The organism is Streptomyces sp. NPDC005574 (assembly GCF_040605435.1).
GTDB lineage: Bacteria > Actinomycetota > Actinomycetes > Streptomycetales > Streptomycetaceae > Streptomyces.
Map to the genome: position 1 here is coordinate 1 of NZ_JBEXCW010000075.1, position 26,532 is coordinate 26,532.

Consider the following 26,532-nt stretch of genomic DNA (forward strand, 5'->3'; position numbering starts at 1 on the left):
ACTTCCACCCCGACGCCCTTCCGACCTCCGGGCCGTCCGGCGAGTGACCCGCCGGGCCGGGCCGCCTCGCGCAGCGCGTAGGCGGCGGCGCCCAGGATCACCGCGGTGATCACCGCGGCCGCCCAGTCGGGCAGCCCGAGGGCCAGGGCGAGGCCGACGGCGAGGGCGACGGCCGCCCCCGCGTACAGGGCGGCGGCGCCGGACGCCGCGTACAGCGCGGCGGGACGGCGTTGCCTGCGGGCCTGCTCGCGCAGTTCGTCGCGCACGGCCTCGCGCGCCACCCGCGCCAGTTCACCGACGAGTTCGCGGTCCGGATGCTCCAGGTGTTCCAAGCGGTCCATGACGTCCGGCTACCCGCACTTCGGCGCGTGAGGCCCCCTTTCCGCGTCCCGCTCCTTCCCGGCGCCGTTTCCTCCCCCGCGCCGATCGCCCCAACTAGGCTGGTCCGCATGGACATTCTGGGAGCCACGCTGCGCGTCTGCGTCGACGACCTGGAGACCGCGGTCCCCTTCTACGAACGCCTGGCGGGCGGTACGGCCCTGCGCTTCGAGCGCGGCGGCGTCGAGGTGGCCGCGGTCGGCTGCTTCCTGCTGATGAGCGGTCCGGCGGCCGAACTGGACCTGCTGCGCAAGGTCGCCGCGACGATCGCCGTCAAGGACGTCGAGGAGGCCCACGAGGTGCTGAGGGAGCTGGGCGCGCGCATCATCGCGGGCCCGGTCGCGACACCGGTGGGCCGCAACCTGATCGCGATGCACCCGGACGGCGCGGTCTACGAGTACGTGGACCGCAGGGGGTGACCGCGGAGGCCGACCGCATCCGCGCGGCCCGCAAACCGGGTCCGTGAGCCGGCACCGGACGGGTCCGGATCGCGGCCCGCGGACGCCCCGGCCCGGCGTGCGTGGGCCGTGACGGGCAGCCACGGCGAACAGTGGCCGAAGTGTCCCGCGGCCCGGGGCGCCGGGCACGGTGGGCCGCGGATATTGCGTGTGCGGTCCGCCGCGGCCACCGTAGGGTCGTGGCGTCCACGTCCACGGGGTCGTGGCGTGCACGGCACACGCGAAGGACGGAACGAGCGGATGAGCGCACAGCACACCTACCGGGTGATCGTCCGGGGCACCTGGGACTCCCTCACCGACGAGGCGCGCGCCCGGCTGCTCGCCGAGGCCGGCGACCACGGCCTGACGAGCATGCGCTTCACCGAGGAGGGGACGCGGACCTACGAGGCGTCGCCGCTCAAGCACTTCTCGATGCGGTACGTCGTGGTGTCGGACGCCGCGGACGGCGAGGAGATGGCCGGGGCGATCGCCGAGGACCGAGCCGAGACGGCGCTGCGCGGGCTCGGCCCCGGTGTCGGCTTCGCCGGGCTGAGGTCGACGGTCACGGACCTCGACACGATGAAGATCAACCGGAAGCCCGTGGGCCGGTCATCTCGACGGTGATCGCCCAGCGCTCGTGGTCGCGCCAGGCGCCGTCGACGAAGAGCATCGCGGGCGAGAAGCCCTCCAGCCGGAACCCGCAGGCGCGGGCGAGCGCGACGGAGGCGGCGTTGCCGGGCTGCGCGTTGATCTCCAGCCGGTGCAGCCGCATCGGCCCGAACGCGTGACGCACCACGAGGCCGAGCCCCTCGCGCATCAGCCCGCGCCCGGCGGCGTGCGCGAAGGCGCCGTAGCCGAGCGCCCCGCACTGGAAGCCGCCCTCGACGATGTTGTTGATGTTGATGAACCCGGCGATGCCGCCGCTGTCCTTCTCGCACACCAGGAAGCCGGCCCTGGTGGGATCGTCGATCAGCCGCCCGGCGTACGCGGTGTAGGCGGCGACCCGGTCGGGCGGGAACAGCCAGGGACGATGCAGCTCCTTGCTCTCCCGGGCGCGGGCGGTGAACTCCGCGCCGTCCTCGTAGGTGAAGGGCCGTATGCCCACCCGGGGGCCTTCGGCGAGATAGCGGGAAGCGTGATGAGGCACCTGATCACCTTACGGCGCGGCCGGCCGGGCGCTCAGCTCCGCCGTCTCCTGAAGTACGCCCCGCACAGCGCGCCGATGACGCCGGTGGCGAGCAGCGCCGTCCACAGCGGCATCGTCACCTCGGGCACCAGCAGCCTGATCCTGGTGGCGCGGGTGTTCTCGAAGATGAAGATCAGGGCGACAGCGGCGAGCAGCAGCACGGCGACCCTGGCGGGCGTGAACATCCGCCTGCCGTCACCGGTCCGGCCACCGCTGCCGGAGGTCTTCGGGCTCATACGACCAGCATGGTCGGCCCCGGCCGGTCCCGCGCGGTGAGCACCGGCCCGGGAAGCGGCCGGCTGGGCCGTACGGGTGGCACGGCGGCCGCCGACCGGTCCCGTGGCGCGCGGGCCGGCACCTCGCCGGCCACCCGTCCCGCACGCTCCCTTCGCGTCTCCCCCGGCGCCCGGCCTCCTCACCCGCGCCCGCTCATGCCGGCCGCCGGTCAGCGCAGTGCGGCTTCGTCCAGTGTCAACGTGCCGGCGTCCGCGTCGAGTTCGGCGCCGACGCCGAGCGGGACGGTCAGCGCGCCCTCGCAGTGGCCGAACCCGAACTCCTCGACGACGGGCACCCCCAGGCCGCCGAGCCGGTCGGCGAGGACCGCGCGCACCCCGTCGTAGGGGCCGCAACCCGTCCACGAGCCGAGGGCGACGCCCGCGACGCCGTCGAGCAGGCCGGTGCGCAGCAGCTGGGTCAGCATGCGGTCGACGCGGTACGCCGGTTCGCCGACGTCCTCCAGCAGGAGCAGCCCGCCCCGGGCCGCGGGCAGGGCGTACGGGGTGCCGAGGTCGGAGGTGAGCATGCTCAGGCAGCCGCCGAACGTGATCCCGCGGGCCCGGCCGGGGACCAGGGCGCCGCCGCCCGTGGCGGTGAGGGTGCGCACCGACTCCGGCGCGAAGAGCGTGGCGCGCAGGTGTTCCCGGGCCCGCGCGTTCTTCACGAAGTCCACGCCGGCCGCCGCGGGCCCGTGCAGGGTGACCAGGCCCAGCCGGGCGGCGAACGCCTGGTGGAGGACGGTGATGTCGCTGAAGCCGGCCAGTACCTTCGGCCCGGCCGCGCGCATCGCGTCCCAGTCGAGCAGGTCCACCGTCCGCTGCGCGCCGTAGCCGCCCCGCGCGCACAGCACGGCACGCACGGACGGGTCGCACCACGCGCGCTGGAGGTCCGCGGCCCGGTCGGCGTCCGAGCCGGCCAGGTAGCTCAACTCCCCATGCCGGTCCAGGACATGGGGGCCCACGACCGGGTCGAGGTCCCAGCCGCGCAGCAGGTCGAGACCGGCCTGGAGCCGTTCCTCGGGTACGGGTCCGCTGGGCGCGACGACGGCCACGCGGGCGCCGGGGGCGAGCCGGGGCGGCCGCAGCAGGGGCCTCACGCGGTGGGCTCCCAGGCCGGGACACCGGGCGGGTTCAGCCCGAAGACATGGGCGTACAGGGCGAGTTCGGCCTCCAGGGCGCGGACCATGGTGTCGGCCCGGCGGAATCCGTGACCCTCGCCCTCGAAGGCGAGGTAGGTGTGCGGGACGCCTCTGGCGGCCATCCGGGCCAGGAAGCGTTCGCTCTGCGCGGGCGGGCAGATCACGTCGTCGAGGCCCTGGAGCAGCAGGAAGGGCACGGTGACGCGGTCGGCGTGCTCGGTGGGCGAGCGCTCCGCGTACCGGCCGGGCACCTCGGCGTACGGACCGATCAGGCTCTCCAGGTACCGCGACTCGAAGTCGTGGGTCTCCCCGGTGGCCCAGCCCGCCAGGTCGAGAATGGGATAGCTGATCGTGCCGCAGGCGTAGACGTCGGTGGTGACGAGCGAGGCGGCCGTGGTCCAGCCGCCCGCGCTGCCGCCGCGCACGGCAAGCCGGTCGCGGTCCGCGGTGCCCTCGTCGGCGAGGGCCAGCGCGACGGCCGCGCAGTCCTCGACGTCGACGACCCCCCACTGTTCGCGCAGCCGGTTGCGGTACTCCCGGCCGTACCCGGTCGAGCCGCCGTAGTTGACCTCGGCGACACCGATGCCCCGCGAGGTGAAGTAGGCGATCTCCAGGTCGAGGACGAGCGGGGAGCGCCCGGTGGGGCCGCCGTGCGCCCACACCACGTACGGCGGCAGCTCGCCGCCGGGCGCCGTGCATTCGGGGTGGTGCGGCGGGTAGACGTGGGCGTGCACCTCGCGTCCGTCGGGGCCGGTGAAGGTGCGGATCAGTGGCTCGGGACAGTAGGCGGGGTCCACGGCGTCGTCGTGCGCGGCGCCGATCACCCGGGACCGGCCGGTCCTGGTGTCCAGCTCGATCACCTCGTACGCGCTGCGCGGACTCGCCCCGACGGCGACGATCCGTTCGCCGTGCACCGCGAGGGTGGGCGAGAACTCCGTCCAGGGCCCGGCCGTGTCGACCACCTCACCGGTCTCCGGGTCGAGGATGCCGAGGGTGGTGGCGCCGCGGCCGTGCACGACGGCGACGAGACCGTTGTCCAGCGGGGCGAACCAGCGCTGGCCGAGCTTCCACAGGGGCCCGCCGAACTCCTCCTCGCGCGGGCACAGTGGCTTCCCGTCGCGGTAGAGGTTCCACCAGCCGGTGCGGTCGCTCGCGTACAGCAGGGAGCCGTCGGGCGCCCACTCGGCCTGCGGGATCGACTCGTCGGGGCCGCCGGCCACCGTCCGGGGCTCGCCGAAGGTGCCGTCGGCGGCGACCTCGGCGACGAGGAGTTCCGTGCCGTCCCACGGCATGCGCGGGTGGTCCCAGGCCAGCCAGGCCGCGCGCCCGCCGTCGGGCGAGAGCCGGGCGCCGGTGACGAACCGGTGCCGGTCGTCGGTGAGTTCCCGCACCGCGCCGCGGTCGCCGGCCGCCGATCCGTCCAGCGGTACGGCGGCCAGGACGCGGCGCACGTCCGAGGGCCCGTCGCCGGTGAACTCCTCCAGGACGCACCGGACCTCGCCGTCGGCGAGACGCACCTGCGGCTGTGCCCAGCGCAGTCCGCCGCCCACCGGTGACACCGGCGTGAGCGGCTGCGGCTCGCCGCCCGGGCGGTACCGGTACAGCCGCTGGTCGGGGAAGTGCACGAACACGACGAGGGGTCCGTCCTCGTCCGTGACCCCCGTCCAGGGCTGTCCGCCGTACTCGATGACGCGGCTGCGCACGTTCCACGGGGGCGGCAGCACGGACTCCTCACGGCCGTCGCCGTGCCGGCGCACGAGGGCGCGGCGGCCGCCCTCGGCGGGGCGCGGCTCGGTCCACCACACCTCGTCGCCCACGAACCCCACGTACTCGGGGTGCCCGTCGTGCGCGGCGGCGAGCGCCGCGTCGACCGGCGAGGGCCAGGAACCGTAGGCCAGCGTCCGCATGTCGTCGTCCTCCACCCGTCTAGGCCGTGCGCAGAAAGCGGTCGAGTACCCGGACGCCGAAGTGCAGGGCCTCGACCGGGACGCGTTCGTCGACGCCGTGGAAGAGGGCCTGGTAGTCGAGTCCCTCGGGGAGCTTCAGCGGCGCGAACCCGTAGCCGGTGATGCCGAGCCGCGAGAACTGCTTGGCGTCCGTGCCGCCGGACATGCAGTACGGCACCACGTGCCCCTCGGGCGCGAACTCCCGTACGGCGGCGGCCATCCTGGCGTACGTCACCGAGTCCACCGGCGCCTGGAGGGCCACCTCCCGGTGCTCGAACTCCCAGTTCACGTCGGGACCGGTGAGCCGGTCGAGGGTCGCGCGGAACTCGTCCTCGCCGCCCGCGAGGAAGCGCCCGTCGACGTGGGCGACGGCTTCTCCCGGGATGACGTTGACCTTGTACCCGGCGTCCAGCATGGTCGGGTTGGCGCTGTTGCGGACGGTGGCCTCGACGAGCTTGGCCGCCGGGCCCAGCTTGTCGAGGAGGGCGTCCACGTCGCTCAGGTCGGGCTCGATGCCGTAGAGCACGGCGAGTTCGGTGAGGGCGGCGCGCACGGTCGGGGTGAGCCGCAGCGGCCACTCGTGCTCGCCGATCCGGGTGACGGCGGCGGCGAGGCGGGTCACCGCGTTCTCCCGGTTCACCTTGGAGCCGTGCCCGGCCCGCCCGCGGGCGGTCAACCTCAGCCAGCCGGTGCCGCGTTCACCGGCCGCGATGGGGTAGAGCTGCCGGCCGGCGCCGTCGTGGAAGGTGAACGCCCCCGACTCGCTGACGCCCTCGGTGCACCCCTCGAAGAGGCCGGGGTGCTCGTCGGCGAGGAACCCGGAGCCGTCCTCCGCGCTGGCCTCCTCGTCCGCGGTGAACGCGACGACGACGTCCCGGCGGGGCCGTACGCCCTCCCGCGCCCAGGACCGGAGCACCGCGAGGATCATCGCGTCCATGTTCTTCATGTCGACCGCGCCCCGGCCCCACACGACCCCGTCCCGGATCTCCCCGGAGAAGGGGTGCACGCTCCAGTCGGCGGCCTCGGCGGGCACCACGTCGAGGTGACCGTGGACGAGCAGCGCGTCCGCGGAGGGGTCGGTGCCCTCGATCCGGGCGACGACGTTGGTGCGGCCCCTGGTCCGCTCCAGGAGGGTGGGTTCGAGTCCCGTCTCGGCCAGCAGAGCGGCGGCGTACTCGGCGGCCGGCCGTTCCTGGCAGTCGCCGCCGCCCCGGTTCGTCGTGTCGATGCGGATGAGGTCGGACGTGAAGGTCACGACCTCCTCCAGGGCCTGCCGGTCAGCCATACTGCTCCTCCACTGCGGCCGAGACGATCGTGGTGACCGCCTTGAAGGTACGAATCCCCTCGTACATGGTGTCGCTGGTGTACGCCACCCTGCGCTCGCCGGCGCGGCCCACGCCGGGCACGACGGTGGCGGCCATGGCGAGGTGCTCGGCGTCGAACTCCAGCGCCACGGTGTAGGGGCCGCCGGCCGCGGGCTCGTACCGCACCGCGAGCGCGGCCGCCTCGCGGGCCGCGGCCCGGATGTCGGCGGCGGTCCTGGCCGGGGTGCGGCACACGGCGGCGTACCGCGAGACATGGTCCTTGACGGCGACCTTCAGCGCACCGGGCGCGTAGCCGAGGGCGTCCTCGCAGGCCACGTCGTCGCCGGTGACCAGCACGACGGGCACCCCGTACTCGGCGACCACGTGCGCGTTCAGCAGGCCCTCGCTCGCGCGGACGTCGTTCAGCCACACGCCGGTGATCGAGTTGGCGAGGTAGGTGTGGGCGAGGACGCCCTCCGCGCCGGCGCCCGCGTGGTAGCCGACGAAGGCGATGCCGTCGACGTCGCCGTGCTGCACGCCCTCGACCATGGAGAGGGACTTGTGGCGGCCGGTGAGCATCTCGGTCCGCTCGTCGAGGTGTTCCAGGAGCAGGTTGCGCATGCTCCAGTGGGCCTCGTTGACGAGCACGTCGTCGGCGCCGCCGTCGAAGAACCCCTGCACGGCGGCGTTGACGTCGGAGGTGAACATCGACCGGCACCGCTCCCACTGCGGGGTGCCGGGCAGCACGTCGGCCGGCCAGGTCACGCCGGTGGCGCCCTCCATGTCGGCGCTGATGAGGATCTTCATGCTGCGTCACGTTACGCGCCGCGGTGGATACCGGCCAAGGTGGCCCGCACCCACCGTTCCGGGCCGGCTCACGCGCCGGCCGGGGCCGCTTGGGACGCCGCCTGACCGGTGCGCGGGGTGACCCGCGCACCGGGGCCGCGACCGGCGGTCCGTCAGTGCCCCCGCCCCGCCACCAGCCATTTCGAGGGCAGTTCTATACGGGTGCCGTCGGGGCGGTACTCCGTGGTGGTGAGGGGCAGTTCACCGGCGGCCAGGACGGTGAGCCCGGCCGCGCGCAGCAGGGCGGGGACGGCGTCGTCGGCCACCTCGCCCGGGGCGATGCCGTGCCGGAAGACCGGGGCGAGCTTGGGCGGCGGTCCCGCCGGGCTCTGCGCCAGGCCCATCAGGACCGGCTTGGCGGCCTCGGACAGTTCGGCCAGGAAGACCCGGCCGCGGTCCCCGGCGAGTGCGGCGAGGCCGTCCACCAGCGGCTGCCGGTCGTCGGGGTCGGCCTGGTGCAGGACACCCCGCACATAGACGTTGGCGTCGCCGATCTCGGCGTGCAGGGTGTGCGCCTCGCCCTTCCCGGCGGCGTCCAGCAGCCGGTAGCCGGCCTGCCCCGCCGGGTCGGCCCGCCGGGCGTGGTCGAGGGCGGCGGCGGACAGGTCGACGCCGAGGACGTGCGGGAAGCGGTCGGCGAGGAACCGCGTCTGGGTGCCGTTGCCGCAGCCGAGATCCACCATGGGCAGGCCCGGATCGGTGAGATGCGGCTCGAAGAGGGCGAGGTGCGGGCCCGCGGTCAGGGCCGGCTCTGCGTCCCAGAACACCGCCCCCTGTCCGTCGGGGGCCTCGCGCCAGAAGCCCTCCCAAGCGTCCCGGTACCGACTCGTCACGCTCATGCCCACTCCCCAGGTCGCGACCGCCGCCCGCCGCACCTCACGGGCCAGTACGGTCTACCGCGCCCCCGCGACCGCCGACAAGCGCGCGGCGCACACCTTCACGCCGCGTTCGACCCTCAGTGCGCGGTCGTACGCCCCACACGCCCCAGGCGGCCGTCAGCGCCGCGGCAGGGTCAGTTCGAACCAGACGGTCTTGCCCGCCTTCGTAGCGCTGGTCCCCCACTCGCGGGCCAGCGTGCTGACCACCCTGAGTCCGCGCCCGCGCTCGTCGCCGGGGCCGGCGCTCAGCAGGGCGGGCAGCTCGTGGTCGTCGTCGTCCACCTCGCACAGCAGCGTGTCCCCGCGCACCAGACGCAGATCGACGGGCCGGCTGTGGGAGTGCCGTACGGCGTTGGCGAGAAGTTCGCCGACCATCAGCTCGGCGTTGTCCGCCAGCTCGGCCAGCCCCCACGCGTGCAGCTGTTCGCGGACCGCCGCGCGCGCCCGGCCGGCCTCGGCCGGGTCGCGGGCCAGCCGCCATTCGGCCACGTCACCGGGTGCGATGCCGGCGAGGCGGGTCATCAGCAGCGCCACGTCGTCCTTGCGTCCGCCGCGGGTGTTCAGCGCCCGGATGATGGTGTCGCAGGCGTCGTCCATGGAGGCGGCGGGATGCGCGGCGGACTCGCAGAGCGTCGCCAGGCCCACCCCGATGTCCTCGCCGCGCACCTCCACCAGGCCGTCGGTGCACATCACCAGCCGGTCGCCGGGCGCCACCCGCACGCGCAACGACTCGAAGGGCACCCCGCCGACACCGATGGGCGCGCCCGTGGGCAGTTCGAGCAGCTCGCTGCGGCCGTCGGCGGCCCGCACGAGCACCGGAGGGATGTGGCCCGCGTTGGCGATCTCCAGCTCGCCCGCGATCGGGTCGTAGACGGCGTAGAGGCAGGTCGCGAGGTAGGAGTCGCCGAGCCGCTGGGCGAGGTCGTCGAGCTTGCGCAGCAGCTGGGCGGGCGGCAGGTCGAGAGCGGCCATGGTCTGTACGGCCGTGCGCAACTGGCCCATCATCGCCGCCGAGTTGAGCCCGTGGCCCATGACGTCGCCGACGACCAGGGCGGTGCGGGCGCCGGGCAGTTTGACGGAGTCGAACCAGTCGCCGCCGACCCGCCCGAGGAGCGTGCCGGGCAGGTAGCGGGTGGCGATGTCGCAGCCCGCCATGCGCGGCGGGATGTGCGGCAGCATGCTGTCCTGGAGGGTCTCGGCGACGCTCTCCTGGTAGGTGTACATGCGCGCGTTGTCGAGCACCAGGCCCGCGCGGGCGGCGAGTTCGGCGCCGGTGACGCGGTCCATGTCGTTGAACTCGACGCGCTCCGGGTGCCGCAGCAGGATCATGAAGCCGAGGACGACGCCGCGCGCCTTCAGCGGGACGACGAGCATGGAGCGGCCGGTGATGAGGGGCCGGATGTCCCGCTTCTCGAACTGCGAGGCGATGGCGTGTCCCATCCGCTCGCTGATGCGCGGCACCAGGACGGGCTCGCCGGTGGTCATGCACTGGAAGAACGGGGTGTGCGCCGGGAACGGCATGGCCTCGCCGACCGGCACCACGTCGTCCCAGCGGCCGGGTTCGTCGGTGTGTTCGAGGGCCACCCGGTGCCACATGGTGGTGGTGTCGGGCACGCCCTCGGGGAAGCCCTCCCCGGCGACGACCTGCTCGCGCAGGTAGGTGCCCGCGACGTCGGTGAAGCGCGGCACGACCGCCCTGCTGACCTCGACGATGGTCGTGGCCAGGTCGAGCGAGGTGCCGATGCGGCCGCTGACCTCGGTCAAGAACTCCAGGCGCTCGCGTACGGCGGCGTACTCGAGGTCCTCGGCCTCGTCACCGGCATCCTGCGCCACGGGCAGCCCCTGGGCGCGGGCGCGCGCGGCCCGTTCCCTCCGCGCCCTGCGCTCCGCGCGCCGGGGCACGCCCCAGTCGGGGGTGACGGGCACCCGGTCGTTCTGGCTGAACTCCAGCACGGGGTAGCCGAGTTCGAGGACCTGCCCGACGATCCGGGCGCCCTCGTCGACGCTCATGCTGGGCAGGATCTCCGGCAGGCGCCTCGCAAGGTCGTCCGCGCCGGGGAAGTCGGTGTGCAGGGCGAAGCCGGGCGCGATCCGTTCGAAACCGGCGTCCGGATCGCCCGCGCCGGTGCCGTCGGGGCCCTCGGCGGCCTCGGCGTGCAGCCTGCCCGCGTCGGCGGCGAGGACCAGCAGCCGCTCCCGCCCCGGGCCCACCAGCGGATAGGCCCACCAGAGCACGTCCACACGGTCCGTCCCGCCGGGCGGCGGGGGTGCCGTCGGGCGGGGCCCGCGACCCGGTCCGCCGAGGCGGGCGCGGCCGGCGGCCGGGTAGGCCAGCCTGCCGTCGAGGGAGGACTCCAGGTCGGGGCCGAGACCGTCATAGGCCGCGTACCCCTCGTACGGGCCGCTGTCCTGCGGGTCGGGGAGCACCCCGGAGACCGGCAGCAGGTCGGCGGCCGGGCGGCCGATCGCCTCGTCCTTGGCGGCGCCGAACAGACGGCGCGCGCCGCTGCTCCAGTGCGAGACCAGGCCGTCACGGTCCACGACGACCACGGCGAGCGGGACACGGCCGGCCGCGCCGGCCTCCGGGGTCTCGCCGGTCTCCGCTCCGGGGCGGGGAGGCGCGTCCCTCTCGGTGCCACGGTCCTTGGCCAAGGCTCTCTCTCCCCACGGCTCGGCAAGATCTGTGCCGCCGTCACCACCGTACGGCGCCCGCCGGAGACGATGTGCGGCAATACGGTAATTGCCCGCGCAGGCGTGCACCGGCGCACGGGACCGTGCCGGGAGGCGGCGCGGTCACGCCCTAGTCCTCGTGCCCGAGTTGGAGGTCCCGCTCCGTCCGGCCTCCTCCGGCCATCCGGAGCACGGTGGCGACCGGCGGGTAACCGGAGGCGATGACCGTGTACTCGCCGGAGGACAGGTCGACGAACCGGAACGTGCCGTCGGCGCCGGTGGTGAGCGTGTCGACCACGTTGCCCGCCGCGTCCAGCAGGGTCACCCGGGCGTCCTCGACGGGCCGTCCGCCACCGGCCCGCACGGTGCCACGCAGGACCGCTCCGCCGGCGAGCTCGACGTCCTGGCGGGTCTCCCGGGCGGCCTGCACGGTGACGGGCAGCGCGGCCGGGCGGAACGCGGGCGCGCCCACGGCCAGGGTGTACTCGCCGGCCACCAGTTCGGTGAGGACGTAGCCGCCCTCGCGTCCGCTGCGCGCGCCGGCGACGACCTCGCCGTGCACGTTGGTGAGGGTGACGACGGCGTCCCGCACGGGCGTGCCGTCGGCGGTCAGCACGCTCCCCGCGAGCCGGCCGGCGCCGCCGAGCACGACGTCGAGGTCCACCGGGCGTTCGCCGACCGTGACGGAGACCGCCTGGGGCTGGTGCCCGCCCGCCGCGGCGATCAGCACGTACGACCCCGCGCCGGGCGTGGCCAGCGCGTACCGCCCGTCCTCGCCGCTCGCGCCCCGCCCGATCTGCCGGCCGGCGACGTCGATCAGGGTGAGCGCGGCGCGCGGCACGACGGTCCCGTCGGGGTGTTGCACGGTGCCGGAGACCGGGGTGCCGGCGGCGTGCGGCGAGCGGGGCGGGAGGGGCGTCCCCCCGGGGCGTGCCGACGGCACCGCGGCGCCTTGGGGCGTGGCCGGTGTCGTCCGGGCCGGGGCGTTGTGGGACACCAGGGGTTTCTCCTTGAGGAAGCAGGCGATCAGCAGGCCGAGGACGAGCACCGGCACGAGGTAGAGGAAGATCCGCGGCATCGCGTCGGCGTAGGCGTGGACGTAGCCCTCGCGCAGCGCCGGCGGCAGGGTGCGGACGAGCTGGGGGGTGACGGACTCGGGGTCGGGCAGCCCGGCGCCGGCGGGGAGGCGGTCGGCCAGGGTCCGGGTGAGCCGGTCGGCGAAGAGCGCGCCGAAGACCGCGGCGCCGACGCTGCCGCCGATCTGCCGGAAGTAGTTGCTGGCGCTGGTGGCGGTGCCGAGGTCGGCGGGGCGCACGGAGTTCTGCACGGCGAGGACGAGGACGGGCATCACCATGCCGATGCCGGCGCCGAGGACGGCCATCCAGACGCTGTACTGGAGGCGGGGTGTGTCGACCTCCAGGTGGGACAGCAACCACATGCCGACGGCCGCGAGGGCGCTGCCGAGCACCGGGTAGACCTTGTAGCGGCCGGTGTGGCTGATGAGCTGTCCGGCGATGATCGAGGCGCCGACGATGCCGCCCATCATCGGCAGCATCAACAGGCCGGACTCGGTGGCCGAGGCCCCGCCGACCATCTGGAGGAAGGTCGGCAGGTAGCTGGCCGCGCCGAACAGGGCGACGCCGATCACCAGGCCCACCAGGCCGGTGACGTTGAAGACGGGGTCCTTGAACAGCCGCAGCGGGATGAGGGGTTCGGCGGCGAAACGCTCGGCGACGACGAAGAGGACGGTGGCGACGGCGGCGCCCGCGCCGAGGCCGAGGACGACGCGTGAGTCCCAGGCGTACTCGGTGCCGCCCCAACTGGTCAGCAGGACGAGGCAGGTGGAGGCGGCGGCGAGCAGCAGCGCGCCGAGCAGGTCGAGCCGCGCCCGCACCGAGGGTTTCGGCAGTCTCAGCACGGCGGTGACGACGGCCAGCGTGAGCAGCCCGAAGGGCACGTTGACGTAGAAGCACCAGCGCCAGGTGAGGTGGTCGGTGAAGTAGCCGCCGAGCAGGGGGCCCGCGACGGAGGCGAGTCCGAAGGCGGCGCCGATCAGGCCCATGTAGCGGCCGCGCCGCCGGGGCGGCACGATGTCCGCCATGATCGCCTGGACGCCGATCATGAGACCGCCGGCGCCGGCGCCCTGCACCGCGCGGTAGGCGATCAACTGGTCCATGGTCGCGGCCCGGCCGGCCAGCGCGGAGCCGGCGACGAAGACGACGATCGCGAACTGGAAGACGCCCTTGCGGCCGAGGAGGTCGCCGAGCTTGCCGTAGACGGGCAGTCCGACGGTGGCGGTGAGCAGGTAGGCGGTGATCGCCCAGGACATCCGGTCCAGGCCGTGCAGCTCACCCACGATCTTCGGGAGCGCGGTGGCGACGATCATCTGCTCCAGCGCGGCGAGCAGCAGCGCCAGCATCAGCGCGAGGAAGACCAGCCGCACCCGGCGCGGCCCGAGGACGACGGGCGGGGCGGGTGCCGGGGCCGGATCGGGGGGAGCCGCGACCGGGTCGTCCTGCACCAGAGTCGTCCCGCGCACGTACCGCTCCCCTCGTCGCACCTGTCACAATTCCCGCATTGAGCGACAACCACGAACAAGTGCGACGAGTTACGGCGTCATGCCGGACGGCGAGAAGATCCACCCGAACCGGTGAGAGAACCGGCGAGGCAACCCGCGAGGTCGTCAACGCCTCGCGGGGACCGGCTTGTTGCCGCTACTTCTCCACCTCGGCGGCGAGCTTGGCGAGCACCTCGTCGTAGATCCGGCCGAGGCCCTTGGGCGCGAAGGCGCGCTCGAAGAAGCCGCCGACCCCGCCGGCGCCGTTCCAGACGCTGGTGACGACGACGCGGGAGGCGCCCTCGCCGGCCGGGGTGACCCGCCAGGTGGTGACCATCGAGGAGTTGCGGTCCTTCTCGACGAGCTCGCCGTCGGTGGGCTCGCTCACCTCCAGCAGGCAGTCCCGCACGCGCTTGCTGGTGGCCTGGAGCTTCCAGTGGACGAGGGTGCCCTCGCCGTCGCCGCCCTCGCGCACCTCGTACTCGCTGAAGTGTTCGGGCAGGAGTTTCGCGCGTGTGCCGCTGTAGTCGGCGAGAGCGTCGAACACCTTCTCCGCGTCCGCCGTGACGACCCGCTCCGTAGTGGCTTCGACCTGCGCCATTGACTTCCTCCAGGACCTGAGTTCTCGGGGCGGGGGCAAGCCAACCACCCCGGTCCCCGGCCGCCCAAATCGGGGTGGCGGAAGCGGTCGCCAGGCGATCAGAACAAGCGGTCGCACGATCAAGGGAACATGTGTTCTATTCTGTGGGCAGTGCTACCCGAGGAGGCCTCATGCGCTGGGAGAACCTCACGGCGGAGTCCGCCGGCCGTCCGGCCGACGCCGCCCTGTTCGGCGCGGACGCGGTGACCACCCGTACCTTCGACACGCCCGAGTTCCGCGGCATCACCTTCCACGAGATCCGGGCCCGCTCGATCCTCAACCGGGTGCCGGGGGCCTCGCGGATGCCCTTCGAGTGGACGGTCAACCCCTACCGGGGCTGCTCACACGCGTGCGTCTACTGCTTCGCCCGCAAGACGCACAGCTACCTGGACCTCGACACGGGCCTCGGTTTCGACTCCCAGATCGTCGTCAAGGTGAACGCGCCGGAGCTGCTGCGCCGCCAGCTCACCTCCTCCCGCTGGCACGGGGAGCACGTCGCGATGGGCACGAACGTCGACTGCTACCAGCGGGCGGAGGGCCGCTACCGGCTGATGCCGGGCATCCTCGCCGCCCTGCGCGACCACGCCAACCCCTTCTCGATCCTGACCAAGGGCACGCTGATCCTGCGCGACCTCGACCTGCTCACCCGGGCCGCGGAGGTGACGGACATCGGCATCTCCGTGTCGGTCGGCTTCACCGACACCGAGCTGTGGCGCACGGTCGAGCCGGGCACACCCGCGCCGCAGCGCCGTCTGGACGTGGTGCGGACACTGGGCGAGCACGGCATCGACTGCGGGGTCCTGATGGCCCCGGTGATCCCGTTCCTGAGCGACCGGCCGGCCCAACTGCGCGCCACCGTACGGGCGATCGCGGCGTCCGGCGCCACCTCCGTCACCCCGCTGGTGCTGCACCTGCGGCCGGGGGCCCGCGAGTGGTTCATGGCCTGGCTGGCCCACCACCACCCGCACCTGGTGCGCCGCTACGAGCGGCTGTACGCCGACGGCTCCTACGCCCCGAAGTGGTACCAGCGCCGGATCACCCGTCAGGTCCACGACCTGGCACGGGAGTACGGCATCGGCCCCGCGCGCGCGGGGATGCCACGCCGGATCAGGGAGCCGGAGCCCGGCGACGAGCCGGTGCCCGGGCCCACCCAACTCACGCTGATCTGAGCCGATCCCCCGGGGCTCGACGCGGATCCCGGGGCATCCGAGGGCATCGCGCGGCCCAATCGGGTCAAGAATCGGCGGAACGGGTTCCTCCGAGTGCGCTTTCCGGGACTATGCGGCGGGGACCGTGACAGTGCGGTCCGGACACCTCCGTCCTGGGAGGACTTCTTGAGAAAACGCGCAGCCGTGCTGTGCGGCGCCGTCGTCGTCGTGGCCGGAACCCTCACGGCCGTTCCCGCCGACGCGAGCGCCCCACGGACCGCGGACCTCGCTTCGGCCGCGAGGCCCAGCTGGAAGAAGTGCGGCACCACCGACTATCCGACGCTCCAGTGCGCGTCCCTGAAGGTGCCGCTCGACCACGCCAGCCCGCACGGGCGGCAGATCACCCTGGCGCTGTCCCGTGTCCCGCACACCGCGAGGAAGTACCAGGGACCGCTGCTGGTCAACCCCGGCGGCCCCGGCGGCAGCGGTCTGTCACTGGCCGGGTTCGTCGCCTCCGCCCTGCCCAAGGCCGTCGCCGCCCAGTACGACGTCATCGGCTTCGACCCGCGCGGGGTGGGCGCGAGCAAGCCCGCCCTGAACTGCGAGCCGGGCCACTTCGACCCGGTCCGCCCCGACTCCGTGCCCGTCACCCGCACGATCGAGAAGGCGAACCTCACGCGCGCGAAGTCCTTCGCCGACGCCTGCGGCAAGAAGTACGCGAGTCTGCTGCCGTACATCAACACGGTCGCCGCCGTACGGGACATGGACTCGATCCGCGCCGCCCTGGGCGCCAGGAGGATCAACTACTTCGGCTACTCGTACGGCACGTATCTCGGCGCCGTCTACGCCAAGCTCTACCCGGAGCGGGTGCGCCGCCTGGTCCTGGACTCGATCGTCGACCCCACGGGCGTGTGGTACGACGACAACATCTCCCAGGACTACGCCTTCAACGACCGCCACCGCGCGTTCATGTCGTGGATCGCGAAGTACCACGCCACGTACAAGCTCGGCACCGATCCGGAGAAGATCGAGGCCAAGTGGTACGCCATGCGGGCCGCGCTGGCCAAAAAGCCCGCGGACCGCAAGGTCGGCGCCTCCGAGCTGGAGGACACCTTCATCCCGGGCGGCTACTACAACGGCTACTGGCCCCACCTGGCCGAGGCGTTCGCCGCGTACGTGAACGACAAGAACGCCGAACCGCTGGTCGAGGCGTACGAGGACTTCGCCGCCGTCGACGCCTCCGGGGACAACGGCTACAGCGTCTACACCGCGGTGCAGTGCCAGGACGCCTCCTGGCCGCGCGACTGGGGCCAGTGGCGCAAGGACAACTGGGCGGTGTACGACCGGGCGCCGTTCATGGCCTGGAACAACGCCTGGTACAACGCGCCGTGCGCGTTCTGGCCGCAGGAGGCCGGCAAGCCGGTGAACATCGCCAACGGCAAGCTGCCGCCGACGCTGCTGTTCCAGGCGACGAACGACGCGGCGACCCCGTACGAGGGCGGCGCGACGGTCCACCGGATGCTCGCCCGCTCCAGTCTGGTGGTCGAGCAGGGCGGCGGTAACCACGGCATCACGCTGAGCGGCAACACCTGCCTCGACGCGTACCTGACCGCGTACCTGACCGACGGCACCGTGCCGCGCGGTCACCACGGGCCCGACGCGGTGTGCAGGAAGCTGCCCGATCCCAAGCCGCTGAGCGCGAAGGCCGCGTCGACGTCGGCACGCGGGTCGACGCTGCACGGCCTGCTCGGCTTCCGCCGCTGAGCCGTCGGGGCGGCCCGGCGCAGGTGTGCCGGGCCGCCCCGACCGGGGCGGACACGAAAACCGGAGGCCCGACGTCGGCGCGGGCCCCTAGGGTGCCCCCATGGACGACGCACGCCCGCGCATCCGCGCGATGACCCTGCCCGACTGCGACCGTGTGGCGGAGATCCGCGTCCGCGGCTGGCAGAGCGCGTACCGGGGACTGATGCCGCGGTCCCATCTGGACGGCCTCAGCGTGCCGGCGGACGCCGAGCGGCATCGCGCCCGGTTCGCCCAGGGCGACGGCAGCGTGCTGAACCTCGTCGCCGAGCGGAACGGCGAACTCGTCGGCTGGGCCTGCCACGGGCCGTACCGGGACGACGAAGTGCGCACCGAGGACGCCGAGTTGTACGCGATCTACGTCGACCCCCGCTGCTGCGGCCAGGGTGTCGGACACGCCCTGCTCCAGGAGTCCCTACGGCAGCGCGCCGCCGCCGGGCACGACCGCATGTTCCTCTGGGTCCTGGAGGGCAACACCCGCGCCCGGCGTTTCTACGAACGGGCCGGCTTCCGCGCGGACGGCGCCGAGGAACCCTTCGAGGTGGACGGCGTCCCGGTGCCCGAGGTGCGGTACGTGCGCACACTCACGCCAGCGGGCCCCTAGGGTCTGTCGTTCGGCCCGGGCCCCATGTCGGGGCGGGGTCCGGCCTCGTGCGAACGCGGCGAGGTGCGGCGCTGCGGCGGGGTGCGGCGCCGGCGCCCACGAGCCCGGCCGGCCCTGGACAGGAGTCCCCTCGTTCGGCTCCGGACAGGAGGCCCTGGCTCACCGCTGACGCGGGATCCGGGCCAGTGCCCGTACCGCCGCCTCCGCGAGTGCCGGGTGGGCGAGCGCCTCGTCGAGCACGGCCTCGGCTCGCGCGTCGCCCAGCGTGCCGAGGCCCTCCACACAGGCCAGCGCCACGCGCCGGTACGGGTCGTGCGGACGCAGCCGCCGTTCCAGGGTGGTGATCAGGGCCGGCACGGACTCGGGGGCGCGCAGCAGCACCAGCAGCCGGACCGGGTGCAGGGCGTAGGCGACGCGCAGTTCGTTGGTGGCGAGGGTGGCCGCCGCGCGGGCGGTGCGCGGGTCCGCGAGCCGGGCCAGGGCGTACGCGGCGGAGGCGCAGCGCTGCGGGTCACGGTGGTTGAGGAGCAGGACGAGCGCTTCGAAGGCGCGCCGGTCGCCCGCGAGTCCGAGCCGGAACGCGGCCAGTTCCCGGGCCCACAGCGGCTGTCCGGGCTCCGTGAGCACTCCGGCGAGTTCGTCGGGGTCCCCGGTCGCCACGAGACGGTGGTAGGCGGCCGGCGCACCCGACTCCTGCCGTAAGCGCTCCGTGAGCGATCGCAACTCCTCGTCCATGAACCCGAGGTTAGAGGCGCGGGCCGGTGGCCGGGACCTACATCACAAACTCGGGGGCTGGCGCGCTCGTTACCGGCCGGTTAAGCTCAGACGAGCGAGTTACCCACTCGCATCTGCTTGCGGTGGCCTGGTGACGCAGCCATCGCGAGTGCTGGTCGGTTCGGTACTTCACGTACCGCGGTACGACCCGGCTCGGGACAGGGCCGGTCGGCTTCCTGCCGTTCTCCGGGCGTGTGCACGCCCAGGACCACGGCACCGGGCGTGTGCGCTCGCAGCCCGGAAACACCCGCACTCCTTCTCGCACCCGGTGCGCCCCACGGCGCACCCGGGCGCGCTTCCAGTCGTCACCCCTCATTCCTGGAGTCCCGCGATGGCCGCTCCCCTGTCCGACACCCCTCTGTCCCCGCTCACGACCGTGGCCGTCGTCGGCCTCGGCACCATGGGCACCGGTATCGCCGAGGTCCTGGCGAAGGCCGGCCGCACGGTCGTCGGCATCGACCTCAGCGAGGCCGCGGCCGCGAAGGCCCTCGCCGCGCTGGAGACCGCGACCGCCCGCGCCGTGGAGCGCGGCCGGCTGACCGAGCGGGAGCGCACCGACGCCCTCGCCCGGGTCAGCACGTCCACCGACCTGCGGGCCGCGGCCGACGCCGACCTGGTGATCGAGGTGGTCCCGGAGTCGTACGAGATCAAGCACCAGATCTTCCGTGCGCTCGACGGCATCGTGCGGCCCGAGACGATCCTGGCGACCGGCACCAACGCCCTGTCCGTCACGCGTCTGGCCGCCGACTCGGCCCGTCCGGAGCGCGTGCTCGGGCTGCACTTCTTCAATCCGGCGCCGGCGATGAAGCTGGTCGAGGTGGTGTCGTCGGTGCTGACCGCGCCCGCGGCGGTCGCCGCGGTCACGGACCTGGCGCTGGAGCTCGGCAAGGAGCCGGTGGCGGTCGGTGACCGTCCGGGCTTCGTCGCGGACGGCCTGCTGTTCGGCTACCTCAACCAGGCCGCCGCCATGTACGAGGCGAAGTACGCCTCCCGCGAGGACATCGACGCCGCGATGCGGCTCGGCTGCGGGCTGCCGATGGGTCCGCTGGCTCTGCTGGACCTGATCGGCGTGGACACCGCGCGCACGGTCCTGGAGGCCATGTACGCCGAGTCCCAGGACCGTCTGCACGCCCCCGCCCCGATCCTCAAGCAGCTCAGCGAGGCCGGGCTCACCGGCCGCAAGTCGGGGCGCGGGTTCTACACCTACGAGACTCCCGGCGGCGCGACGGTCGTCGCGGACGGCCTGACGCCGGCCGCGACGGGCGCCGGGGCGACCGGCCGGCCGGTCCGCTCCGTCGGTGTCGCGGGCTCGGGCACCATGGCCTCCGGTATCGCCGAGGTCTTCGCCAAGGCCGGCTACGAGGTCGTCCTGGCCGCCCGCAGCGAGGAGAAGGCCCAGGTCGCCAAGGCCCGGATCGGCAAGTCGCTGGCGCGTTCCGTCGACAAGGGCCGGCTGACCGCCGAGGCCGCCGCCGAGACCCTGGAGCGGATCACTCCGGCCGGTTCCTACGACGCCTTCGCCGACGTCGACCTGGCGGTGGAGGCGGTCGCCGAGGACCTGGAGGTCAAGCAGCAGCTCTTCGCGACGCTGGACAAGGTCTGCAAGCCGGGCGCGGTGCTGGCGACCACGACCTCCTCGCTGCCGGTCGTGGCGTGCGCCCGGGCCACCTCGCGTCCGCAGGACGTGATCGGCATGCACTTCTTCAACCCGGCGCCCGCGATGAAGCTGGTCGAGGTCGTCCGCACGGTCCTGACCGCCGACGACGTGCACGCGACCGTGCGTGAGGTCTGCGCCAGGATCAGGAAGCACGCCGTGGACTGCGGTGACCGGGCCGGCTTCATCGTGAACGCCCTGCTGTTCCCGTACCTCAACAACGCGATCAAGATGGTGCAGGAGCACTACGCGTCCCTCGACGACATCGACGCGGCGATGAAGCTGGGCGGCGGCTACCCGATGGGGCCCTTCGAACTGCTGGACGTGGTCGGTCTCGACGTCTCCCTGGCCATCGAGAAGGTGCTGCACCGCGAGTTCCGCGACCCGGGTCTGGCCCCGGCCCCGCTCCTCGAGCACCTGGTGGCCGCCGGCTGCCTCGGCCGCAAGACGGGCCGCGGCTTCCGCGAATATGCCCGCCGCTGAGCGACCGGGCGACCGGTTCGCGGGCGACGGCGACCGGTTCGGGGCGAACGAGGACTGGGGCGGGCTGCTCGACCCGGGCAGGCCCGCCCCGTTCCCGGTGCCCGGCACTCCCCCGCCCGTGCGGGGTGGGGGAAGTCCCGGTCGTGCGCTTCCGCCCGCACACATGCAGTACGTTCAGGTCATGCCCCAGGCCGCCAAGTCCTCACGTACGCCAGCCGCGCCCGACGCCCCGGAAAGTGCCGCGGGCAGCCGCGCCGCCGCCCAGCGGCTCAAGATGCGCCGCGAGCTGGCGGCCGCCGCGATGGAGCTGTTCGCGACCAAGGGGTACGAGGCGACCACCGTCGACGAGATCGCGGCCGCGGCCGGGGTGGCCCGGCGCACGTTCTTCCGCCACTTCCGCTCCAAGGAAGAGGCGATCTTCCCCGACCACGACGACACCCTGATCCGGGCCGAGGCCGTGCTCAACGCGGCTCCCGCGCACGAGCACCCGCTGGACACGGTGTGCCGCGGCATCAAGGAGGTCATGCGCATGTACGCGGGGCGGCCGGAGATCTCGGTGGCCCGCTACAAGCTCACGCGTGAGGTGCCCACCCTGCGGGAGGCGGAGATCGCGTCGGTCGCCCGTTACGAGCGGCTGTTCACCCGCTACCTCCTCGGGCACTTCGACGAGCACGCCCACGACGACGACGCCAACGACGACCCGCTGCTCGCCGAGGTCGCCGCGTCCGCCGTGGTCACCGCCCACAACCACGTCCTGCGGCGCTGGCTGCGGGCGGGCGGCCAGGGGGACGTGGAGGCGCAGCTGGACCACGCCTTCGGGATCGTGCGCAAGACGTTCGGCACGGGCATCGGCGCCGGGCGCGGTCCGGGCGCGCAGCCGGCGGCCGCGACGGTGTCCACCCACGGTGAGGTGCTGGTGACGGTGGCGCGCACCGACGCCCCGCTGGACCAGGTCATGCGGACCATCGAGGAGGCGCTGAGGGATCGCTGATCCCGCGCGATCCTGTGACGACGGCCACCCTTCGGGGTGGCCGTTTTGCCATGTCAGGGCACCTTTTCAGGCGCCTTTCACGCCCCGTTCGATCGATCATCGCTCATTTGTTACGTAAAGATTTCACCTGAGAGCAAGTTCTGGCACTCAGTGCCTTGCGAGGTGACACGCGGTGTCATACGTTGAAGGAGTCCGGGCGGCCGGCGTGCAGAGACCATGCGTACGCCGGCTGTCCCCGCCAACCTCCGCCCGTGCCCGAACGGCCTCGGGGGGATTCCCGGTTCGCGCGCCCGGACGCCTGCGTCACAGGCACCCTCCCGCGCCACCACGCGCTGCCGAAAAACCCTCGCCGAACCGACGGCACCGTTCCACCCACCCTCAGCAGCAAGCACCGACGTAACCCTCAGCGCCCCTCCCTCAGGGCGCTCACCGCCGGAGGCAATACCGTGACCGTGAAGGACATCCTGGACGCGATCCAGTCGCCGGAATCGACTCCGGCCGACTTCGCCGCTCTGCCGCTCCCCGAGTCGTACCGCGCGATCACCGTGCACAAGGACGAGGCGGAGATGTTCACGGGTCTGGAGACCCGCGACAAGGACCCGCGCAAGTCGATCCACCTGGACGAGGTGGCCCTGCCCGAACTGGGCCCGGGCGAGGCCCTGGTGGCCGTGATGGCCTCCTCGGTCAACTACAACTCGGTGTGGACCTCGATCTTCGAGCCGGTGTCGACGTTCTCCTTCCTGGAGCGCTACGGCCGGCTCAGCGAGCTCAGCAAGCGGCACGACCTGCCGTACCACATCATCGGTTCCGACCTCGCGGGCGTGGTCCTGCGCACCGGGCCGGGCGTGAACGCCTGGAAGCCCGGGGACGAGGTCGTCGCCCACTGCCTGTCCGTGGAGCTGGAGTCCTCGGACGGCCACAACGACACCATGCTCGACCCCGAGCAGCGCATCTGGGGCTTCGAGACCAACTTCGGCGGGCTCGCGGAGATCGCGCTCGTCAAGTCCAACCAGCTGATGCCCAAGCCGGACCACCTCAGCTGGGAGGAGGCCGCCGCCCCGGGCCTGGTCAACTCCACCGCCTACCGGCAGCTGGTGTCCCGCAACGGCGCCGGCATGAAGCAGGGCGACAACGTCCTGATCTGGGGCGCCAGCGGCGGACTCGGCTCCTACGCCACGCAGTTCGCGCTGGCCGGCGGCGCCAACCCGATCTGCGTCGTCTCCAGTCCGCAGAAGGCGGAGATCTGCCGCGCGATGGGCGCCGAGGCGATCATCGACCGCAACGCCGAGGGCTACAAGTTCTGGAAGGACGAGAACACCCAGGACCCCAGGGAGTGGAAGCGCTTCGGCAAGCGCATCCGCGAGTTCACCGGGGGCGAGGACATCGACATCGTCTTCGAGCACCCGGGCCGCGAGACCTTCGGCGCGAGCGTCTACGTCACCCGCAAGGGCGGCACCATCACCACCTGCGCGTCGACCTCGGGCTACATGCACGAGTACGACAACCGCTACCTGTGGATGTCCCTGAAGCGCATCATCGGCTCGCACTTCGCCAACTACCGCGAGGCCTGGGAGGCCAACCGGCTGGTCGCCAAGGGCAAGATCCACCCGACGCTCTCCAAGGTGTACTCCCTGGAGGACACCGGCCAGGCGGCCTACGACGTGCACCGCAACCTCCACCAGGGCAAGGTCGGCGTGCTGTGCCTGGCCCCCGAGGAGGGCCTGGGCGTGCGCGACGCGGAGAAGCGCGCCCGGCACGTCGACGCCATCAACCGCTTCCGGAACGTCTGAGGAAAGCGGAGGTTCACGAGATGACTGAGCGCCAGACGCAGCAGGTGCGCACCGAGCGGGACCGGCCGTGGCTCATGCGCACGTACGCCGGTCACTCCACGGCCGAGGCGTCCAACGAGTTGTACCGGCGCAACCTCGCCAAGGGCCAGACCGGCCTGTCGGTCGCGTTCGACCTGCCGACGCAGACCGGCTACGACTCCGACCACGTCCTCGCCCGCGGCGAGGTCGGCCGGGTCGGTGTGCCGGTGGCCCATCTCGGTGACATGCGCCGGCTGTTCCAGGACATCCCCCTGGAGCAGATGAACACCTCGATGACCATCAACGCCACCGCCATGTGGCTGCTGGCGCTCTACCAGGTCGTCGCGGAGGAGCAGGGCGCGGACATCACCCGGCTCCAGGGCACGACCCAGAACGACATCGTGAAGGAGTACCTGTCGCGGGGCACACACGTGTTCCCGCCGGTGCCCTCGCTCCGGCTGACGACCGACATGATCGCGTACACGGTCTCCCACATGCCGAAGTGGAACCCGATCAACATCTGCAGCTACCACCTGCAGGAGGCGGGCGCCACGCCGGTCCAGGAGATCGCGTACGCGATGTCGACGGCGATCGCCGTGCTGGACGCGGTGCGCGACAGCGGCCAGGTGCCGCAGGAGCGCATGGGTGACGTCGTCGCCCGGATCTCCTTCTTCGTGAACGCGGGCGTCCGCTTCGTCGAGGAGATGTGCAAGATGCGTGCGTTCGGCCGCATCTGGGACCAGGTCACCCGCGAGCGCTACGGCATCGAGAGCCCCAAGCAGCGCCGCTTCCGCTACGGCGTGCAGGTCAACTCCCTCGGTCTGACCGAGGCGCAGCCGGAGAACAACGTCCAGCGGATCGTGCTGGAGATGCTGGCCGTGACCCTCTCCAAGGACGCCCGCGCCCGCGCCGTGCAGCTGCCCGCCTGGAACGAGGCCCTCGGTCTGCCCCGCCCCTGGGACCAGCAGTGGTCCCTGCGCATGCAGCAGGTGCTCGCCTACGAGAGCGACCTGCTGGAGTACGAGGACATCTTCGAGGGCTCGAAGGTGATCGAGAGCAAGGTCGAGGCGCTGGTCGAGGAGTCCTTCGCGGAGATGGCGCGGATCGAGGAGATGGGCGGCGCGATGGCCGCCGTCGAGTCCGGCTACCTCAAGTCGCAGCTCGTCTCCTCGCACGCGGAGCGCCGGGCGCGGATCGAGTCCGGCCAGGAGAAGATCGTCGGCGTCAACATCTTCGAGACGACCGAGCCCAACCCGCTCACCGCCGACCTGGACACGGCGATCCAGACGGTCGACCCGGCCGTCGAGGCCCGGGTGGTCGCCTCGCTGCAGAACTGGCGCGACACCCGCTACCAGCCTCCCTTCAACCATCCCCGCCCGTGCAAGGCGCTGGAGAAGCTGAAGGAGGCCGCCAAGGGCACCGCCAACCTCATGGAGGCCACCCTGGAGTGCGCCCGCGCCGGCGTCACGACCGGCGAGTGGGCCGGCGCGCTGCGCGAGGTGTTCGGCGAGTTCCGGGCGCCGACCGGGGTGTCCTCCGCTCCGGTGGCGATCCCCGCCGAGGCGGGCTCCGCCCTGTCGGAGGTGCGCCGCAAGGTGAACCTGACGGCGGCCGACCTCGGCGTCGGCAAGCTCCGCTTCCTGGTCGGAAAGCCCGGCCTGGACGGGCACTCCAACGGCGCCGAGCAGATCGCCGTGCGGGCCCGCGACGCCGGGTTCGAGGTGGTGTACCAGGGGATCAGGCTGACGCCGGAGCAGATCGTGGACGCGGCCGTCGACGAGGACGTGCACGCGGTCGGCCTGTCCATCCTCTCCGGATCGCACGCGCAACTGGTGCCGGACGTCCTGGAGCGGCTCCGTGTGGCGGGTGCCACAGACATTCCGGTGATCGCTGGTGGCATCATCCCGAATGGTGACGCCGAACAGCTGAGAGCTGCCGGAGTGGCCGCGGTCTTCACCCCGAAGGACTTCGACATCACCGGAATCATCGGCCGCATCGTCGACGAGATCCGGAAAGCGAACAAGCTCGACCCCCTGGAGGTCCCCGCATGACCACGCCCGTCAACCGTCTGCGCCCGCGACGCTCCTGTCTCGCGGTCCCCGGGAGCAACCCCCGCTTCCTGGAGAAGGCCCAGGGCCTCCCCGCCGACCAGGTCTTCCTCGACCTGGAGGACGCGTGCGCGCCGCTGGCCAAGCCCGACGCGCGGCACACCATCGTCAAGTTCCTCAACGAGGGCGACTGGACGGGCAAGACGCGGGTCGTGCGCGTCAACGACTGGACGACCGAGTGGACCTACCGCGACGTCGTCACGGTCGTCGAGGGCGCGGGCCCCAACCTCGACTGCATCATGCTGCCGAAGGTGCAGGACGCCCAGCAGATCGTGGCGCTCGACCTGCTGCTGACGCAGATCGAGAAGACCATGGGCTTCGAGGTCGGCAAGATCGGCATCGAGGCGCAGATCGAGAACGCGCAGGGCCTCAACAACGTCAACGCGATCGCGCAGGCCTCCCCGCGCGTCGAGACGATCATCTTCGGCCCGGCCGACTTCATGGCGTCGATCAACATGAAGTCGCTGGTCGTGGGCGAGCAGCCGCCCGGCTACCCGGCGGACGCCTACCACTACATCCTGATGAAGATCCTGATGGCCGCCCGCGCCAACAACCTCCAGGCGATCGACGGCCCCTACCTGCAGATCCGCAACGTCGAGGGGTACCGCGAGGTCGCCGGCCGCGCCGCGGCCCTCGGCTTCGACGGCAAGTGGGTGCTGCACCCCGGCCAGGTGGAGGCATCCAACGAGATCTTCTCGCCGTCGCAGGAGGACTACGACCACGCCGAGCTGATCCTCGACGCGTACGACTACTACACGTCCGAGGCCGGCGGCAAGAAGGGCTCGGCGATGCTCGGCGACGAGATGATCGACGAGGCCAGCCGCAAGATGGCCCTGGTCATCTCCGGCAAGGGGCGCGCCGCCGGAATGCAGCGCACCGGCACGTTCGAGATTCCGGAGGCGTGAG

22 protein-coding genes are annotated in these 26,532 nt (G+C 72.7%); 10 read left to right on the forward strand and 12 right to left on the reverse strand.

What is annotated here, in order from left to right; all coding sequences use genetic code 11:
- Positions 1-341: phage holin family protein (locus ABZT03_RS32685; protein ID WP_356046128.1), on the reverse strand; the 341-nt coding region annotated here is incomplete at its 3' end.
- 108 nt (positions 342-449) lie between these two features.
- On the opposite strand from ABZT03_RS32685, the gene ABZT03_RS32690 reads away from it, so the two are divergent.
- Both ABZT03_RS32690 and ABZT03_RS32695 read left to right on the forward strand, forming a co-directional pair.
- Entirely contained in the window at positions 450-797 is a 348-nt protein-coding gene (locus ABZT03_RS32690) for a VOC family protein (RefSeq protein ID WP_356046130.1), read from the forward strand.
- Positions 798-1,076: 279 nt separating this feature from the next.
- Complete coding sequence (locus ABZT03_RS32695) at positions 1,077-1,439, forward strand: DUF6204 family protein (RefSeq protein ID WP_356046132.1); 363 nt, start codon at positions 1,077-1,079, stop codon at positions 1,437-1,439.
- Here the strand turns inward: ABZT03_RS32695 and ABZT03_RS32700 are convergent.
- From ABZT03_RS32700 to ABZT03_RS32745, 10 genes are all read right to left on the reverse strand, one after another.
- Positions 1,402-1,962 (reverse strand): GNAT family N-acetyltransferase, encoded by a 561-nt coding sequence (locus ABZT03_RS32700; protein ID WP_356046134.1) that lies wholly within the window; start codon positions 1,960-1,962, stop codon positions 1,402-1,404. The genes ABZT03_RS32695 and ABZT03_RS32700 overlap by 38 nt on opposite strands.
- Before the next feature lie 32 nt (positions 1,963-1,994).
- Positions 1,995-2,237: a LapA family protein gene (locus tag ABZT03_RS32705; RefSeq protein WP_356046136.1), complete on the reverse strand. Its 243-nt coding sequence runs from the start codon at positions 2,235-2,237 to the stop codon at positions 1,995-1,997.
- Positions 2,238-2,446: 209 nt separating this feature from the next.
- Entirely contained in the window at positions 2,447-3,373 is a 927-nt protein-coding gene (locus tag ABZT03_RS32710) for an LD-carboxypeptidase (protein WP_356046140.1), read from the reverse strand.
- Positions 3,370-5,322 carry a prolyl oligopeptidase family serine peptidase gene (locus tag ABZT03_RS32715; RefSeq protein ID WP_356046183.1) on the reverse strand — a complete coding sequence of 651 codons (1,953 nt, stop codon included), beginning with the start codon at positions 5,320-5,322 and terminating at the stop codon, positions 3,370-3,372. Before ABZT03_RS32715 ends, ABZT03_RS32710 begins: the two co-directional genes overlap by 4 nt.
- Positions 5,323-5,341: 19 nt before the next feature.
- Entirely contained in the window at positions 5,342-6,646 is a 1,305-nt protein-coding gene (locus ABZT03_RS32720) for a M20/M25/M40 family metallo-hydrolase (RefSeq protein ID WP_356046142.1), read from the reverse strand.
- Positions 6,639-7,472: a M55 family metallopeptidase gene (locus tag ABZT03_RS32725; RefSeq protein ID WP_356046144.1), complete on the reverse strand. Its 834-nt coding sequence runs from the start codon at positions 7,470-7,472 to the stop codon at positions 6,639-6,641. Before ABZT03_RS32725 ends, ABZT03_RS32720 begins: the two co-directional genes overlap by 8 nt.
- Before the next feature lie 152 nt (positions 7,473-7,624).
- Entirely contained in the window at positions 7,625-8,350 is a 726-nt protein-coding gene (locus ABZT03_RS32730) for a class I SAM-dependent methyltransferase (RefSeq protein ID WP_356046145.1), read from the reverse strand.
- Between the two features lie 156 nt (positions 8,351-8,506).
- Positions 8,507-11,041 (reverse strand): SpoIIE family protein phosphatase, encoded by a 2,535-nt coding sequence (locus tag ABZT03_RS32735; RefSeq protein ID WP_356046147.1) that lies wholly within the window; start codon positions 11,039-11,041, stop codon positions 8,507-8,509.
- A gap of 148 nt (positions 11,042-11,189) precedes the next feature.
- Positions 11,190-13,598, reverse strand: coding sequence for an MFS transporter (locus ABZT03_RS32740; RefSeq protein WP_356046148.1), 2,409 nt, complete (start codon positions 13,596-13,598; stop codon positions 11,190-11,192).
- 175 nt (positions 13,599-13,773) lie between these two features.
- Positions 13,774-14,217, reverse strand: a complete 444-nt coding sequence (locus tag ABZT03_RS32745) for an SRPBCC family protein (RefSeq protein WP_356046150.1) — start codon at positions 14,215-14,217, stop codon at positions 13,774-13,776.
- Positions 14,218-14,387: 170 nt separating this feature from the next.
- On the opposite strand from ABZT03_RS32745, the gene ABZT03_RS32750 reads away from it, so the two are divergent.
- The 3 genes from ABZT03_RS32750 (at position 14,388) to ABZT03_RS32760 (ending at position 17,808) form a co-directional block, all read left to right on the forward strand.
- Complete coding sequence (locus tag ABZT03_RS32750; protein WP_356046152.1) at positions 14,388-15,425, forward strand: Rv2578c family radical SAM protein; 1,038 nt, start codon at positions 14,388-14,390, stop codon at positions 15,423-15,425.
- A 165-nt stretch (positions 15,426-15,590) separates the two neighbouring features.
- The gene (locus ABZT03_RS32755; protein WP_356046153.1) at positions 15,591-17,168 is read left to right on the forward strand and encodes an alpha/beta hydrolase; all 1,578 of its coding nucleotides are present in this window, start codon (positions 15,591-15,593) and stop codon (positions 17,166-17,168) included.
- Between the two features lie 100 nt (positions 17,169-17,268).
- Positions 17,269-17,808, forward strand: coding sequence for a GNAT family N-acetyltransferase (locus ABZT03_RS32760; RefSeq protein WP_356046155.1), 540 nt, complete (start codon positions 17,269-17,271; stop codon positions 17,806-17,808).
- 159 nt (positions 17,809-17,967) lie between these two features.
- Here the strand turns inward: ABZT03_RS32760 and ABZT03_RS32765 are convergent, their stop codons facing one another.
- The gene (locus tag ABZT03_RS32765; RefSeq protein ID WP_356046157.1) at positions 17,968-18,543 is read right to left on the reverse strand and encodes an adenylosuccinate lyase; all 576 of its coding nucleotides are present in this window, start codon (positions 18,541-18,543) and stop codon (positions 17,968-17,970) included.
- Between the two features lie 370 nt (positions 18,544-18,913).
- Between ABZT03_RS32765 and ABZT03_RS32770 the strand changes: the two genes are divergently transcribed.
- From ABZT03_RS32770 to ABZT03_RS32790, 5 genes are all read left to right on the forward strand, one after another.
- The gene (locus tag ABZT03_RS32770) at positions 18,914-20,719 is read left to right on the forward strand and encodes a 3-hydroxyacyl-CoA dehydrogenase family protein (RefSeq protein WP_356046159.1); all 1,806 of its coding nucleotides are present in this window, start codon (positions 18,914-18,916) and stop codon (positions 20,717-20,719) included.
- Positions 20,720-20,882: 163 nt separating this feature from the next.
- Positions 20,883-21,710, forward strand: coding sequence for a TetR family transcriptional regulator (locus tag ABZT03_RS32775; protein ID WP_356046161.1), 828 nt, complete (start codon positions 20,883-20,885; stop codon positions 21,708-21,710).
- 452 nt (positions 21,711-22,162) lie between these two features.
- The gene (gene ccrA / locus ABZT03_RS32780) at positions 22,163-23,500 is read left to right on the forward strand and encodes a crotonyl-CoA carboxylase/reductase (RefSeq protein ID WP_356046184.1); all 1,338 of its coding nucleotides are present in this window, start codon (positions 22,163-22,165) and stop codon (positions 23,498-23,500) included.
- Between the two features lie 20 nt (positions 23,501-23,520).
- Positions 23,521-25,569: a protein meaA gene (locus ABZT03_RS32785; RefSeq protein WP_356046163.1), complete on the forward strand. Its 2,049-nt coding sequence runs from the start codon at positions 23,521-23,523 to the stop codon at positions 25,567-25,569.
- Positions 25,566-26,531, forward strand: a complete 966-nt coding sequence (locus ABZT03_RS32790) for a CoA ester lyase (RefSeq protein ID WP_356046165.1) — start codon at positions 25,566-25,568, stop codon at positions 26,529-26,531. The genes ABZT03_RS32785 and ABZT03_RS32790 overlap by 4 nt, the downstream gene beginning before the upstream one ends.
- Position 26,532: the final 1 nt, after the last annotated feature.

Bases quoted from the DNA above. Each gene is read 5' to 3' on its own strand.
- ABZT03_RS32690 (WP_356046130.1), top strand. From the start codon at position 450: ATGGACATTCTGGGAGCCACGCTGCGCGTCTGCGTCGACGACCTGGAG.
- ABZT03_RS32695 (WP_356046132.1), top strand. From the start codon at position 1,077: ATGAGCGCACAGCACACCTACCGGGTGATCGTCCGGGGCACCTGGGAC.
- ABZT03_RS32705 (WP_356046136.1), bottom strand. From the start codon at position 2,237: ATGAGCCCGAAGACCTCCGGCAGCGGTGGCCGGACCGGTGACGGCAGG.
- ABZT03_RS32715 (WP_356046183.1), bottom strand. From the start codon at position 5,322: ATGCGGACGCTGGCCTACGGTTCCTGGCCCTCGCCGGTCGACGCGGCG.
- ABZT03_RS32720 (WP_356046142.1), bottom strand. From the start codon at position 6,646: ATGGCTGACCGGCAGGCCCTGGAGGAGGTCGTGACCTTCACGTCCGAC.
- ABZT03_RS32725 (WP_356046144.1), bottom strand. From the start codon at position 7,472: ATGAAGATCCTCATCAGCGCCGACATGGAGGGCGCCACCGGCGTGACC.
- ABZT03_RS32730 (WP_356046145.1), bottom strand. From the start codon at position 8,350: ATGAGCGTGACGAGTCGGTACCGGGACGCTTGGGAGGGCTTCTGGCGC.
- ABZT03_RS32745 (WP_356046150.1), bottom strand. From the start codon at position 14,217: ATGGCGCAGGTCGAAGCCACTACGGAGCGGGTCGTCACGGCGGACGCG.
- ABZT03_RS32750 (WP_356046152.1), top strand. From the start codon at position 14,388: ATGCGCTGGGAGAACCTCACGGCGGAGTCCGCCGGCCGTCCGGCCGAC.
- ABZT03_RS32760 (WP_356046155.1), top strand. From the start codon at position 17,269: ATGGACGACGCACGCCCGCGCATCCGCGCGATGACCCTGCCCGACTGC.
- ABZT03_RS32765 (WP_356046157.1), bottom strand. From the start codon at position 18,543: ATGGACGAGGAGTTGCGATCGCTCACGGAGCGCTTACGGCAGGAGTCG.
- ABZT03_RS32770 (WP_356046159.1), top strand. From the start codon at position 18,914: ATGGCCGCTCCCCTGTCCGACACCCCTCTGTCCCCGCTCACGACCGTG.
- ABZT03_RS32775 (WP_356046161.1), top strand. From the start codon at position 20,883: ATGCAGTACGTTCAGGTCATGCCCCAGGCCGCCAAGTCCTCACGTACG.
- ABZT03_RS32785 (WP_356046163.1), top strand. From the start codon at position 23,521: ATGACTGAGCGCCAGACGCAGCAGGTGCGCACCGAGCGGGACCGGCCG.
- ABZT03_RS32790 (WP_356046165.1), top strand. From the start codon at position 25,566: ATGACCACGCCCGTCAACCGTCTGCGCCCGCGACGCTCCTGTCTCGCG.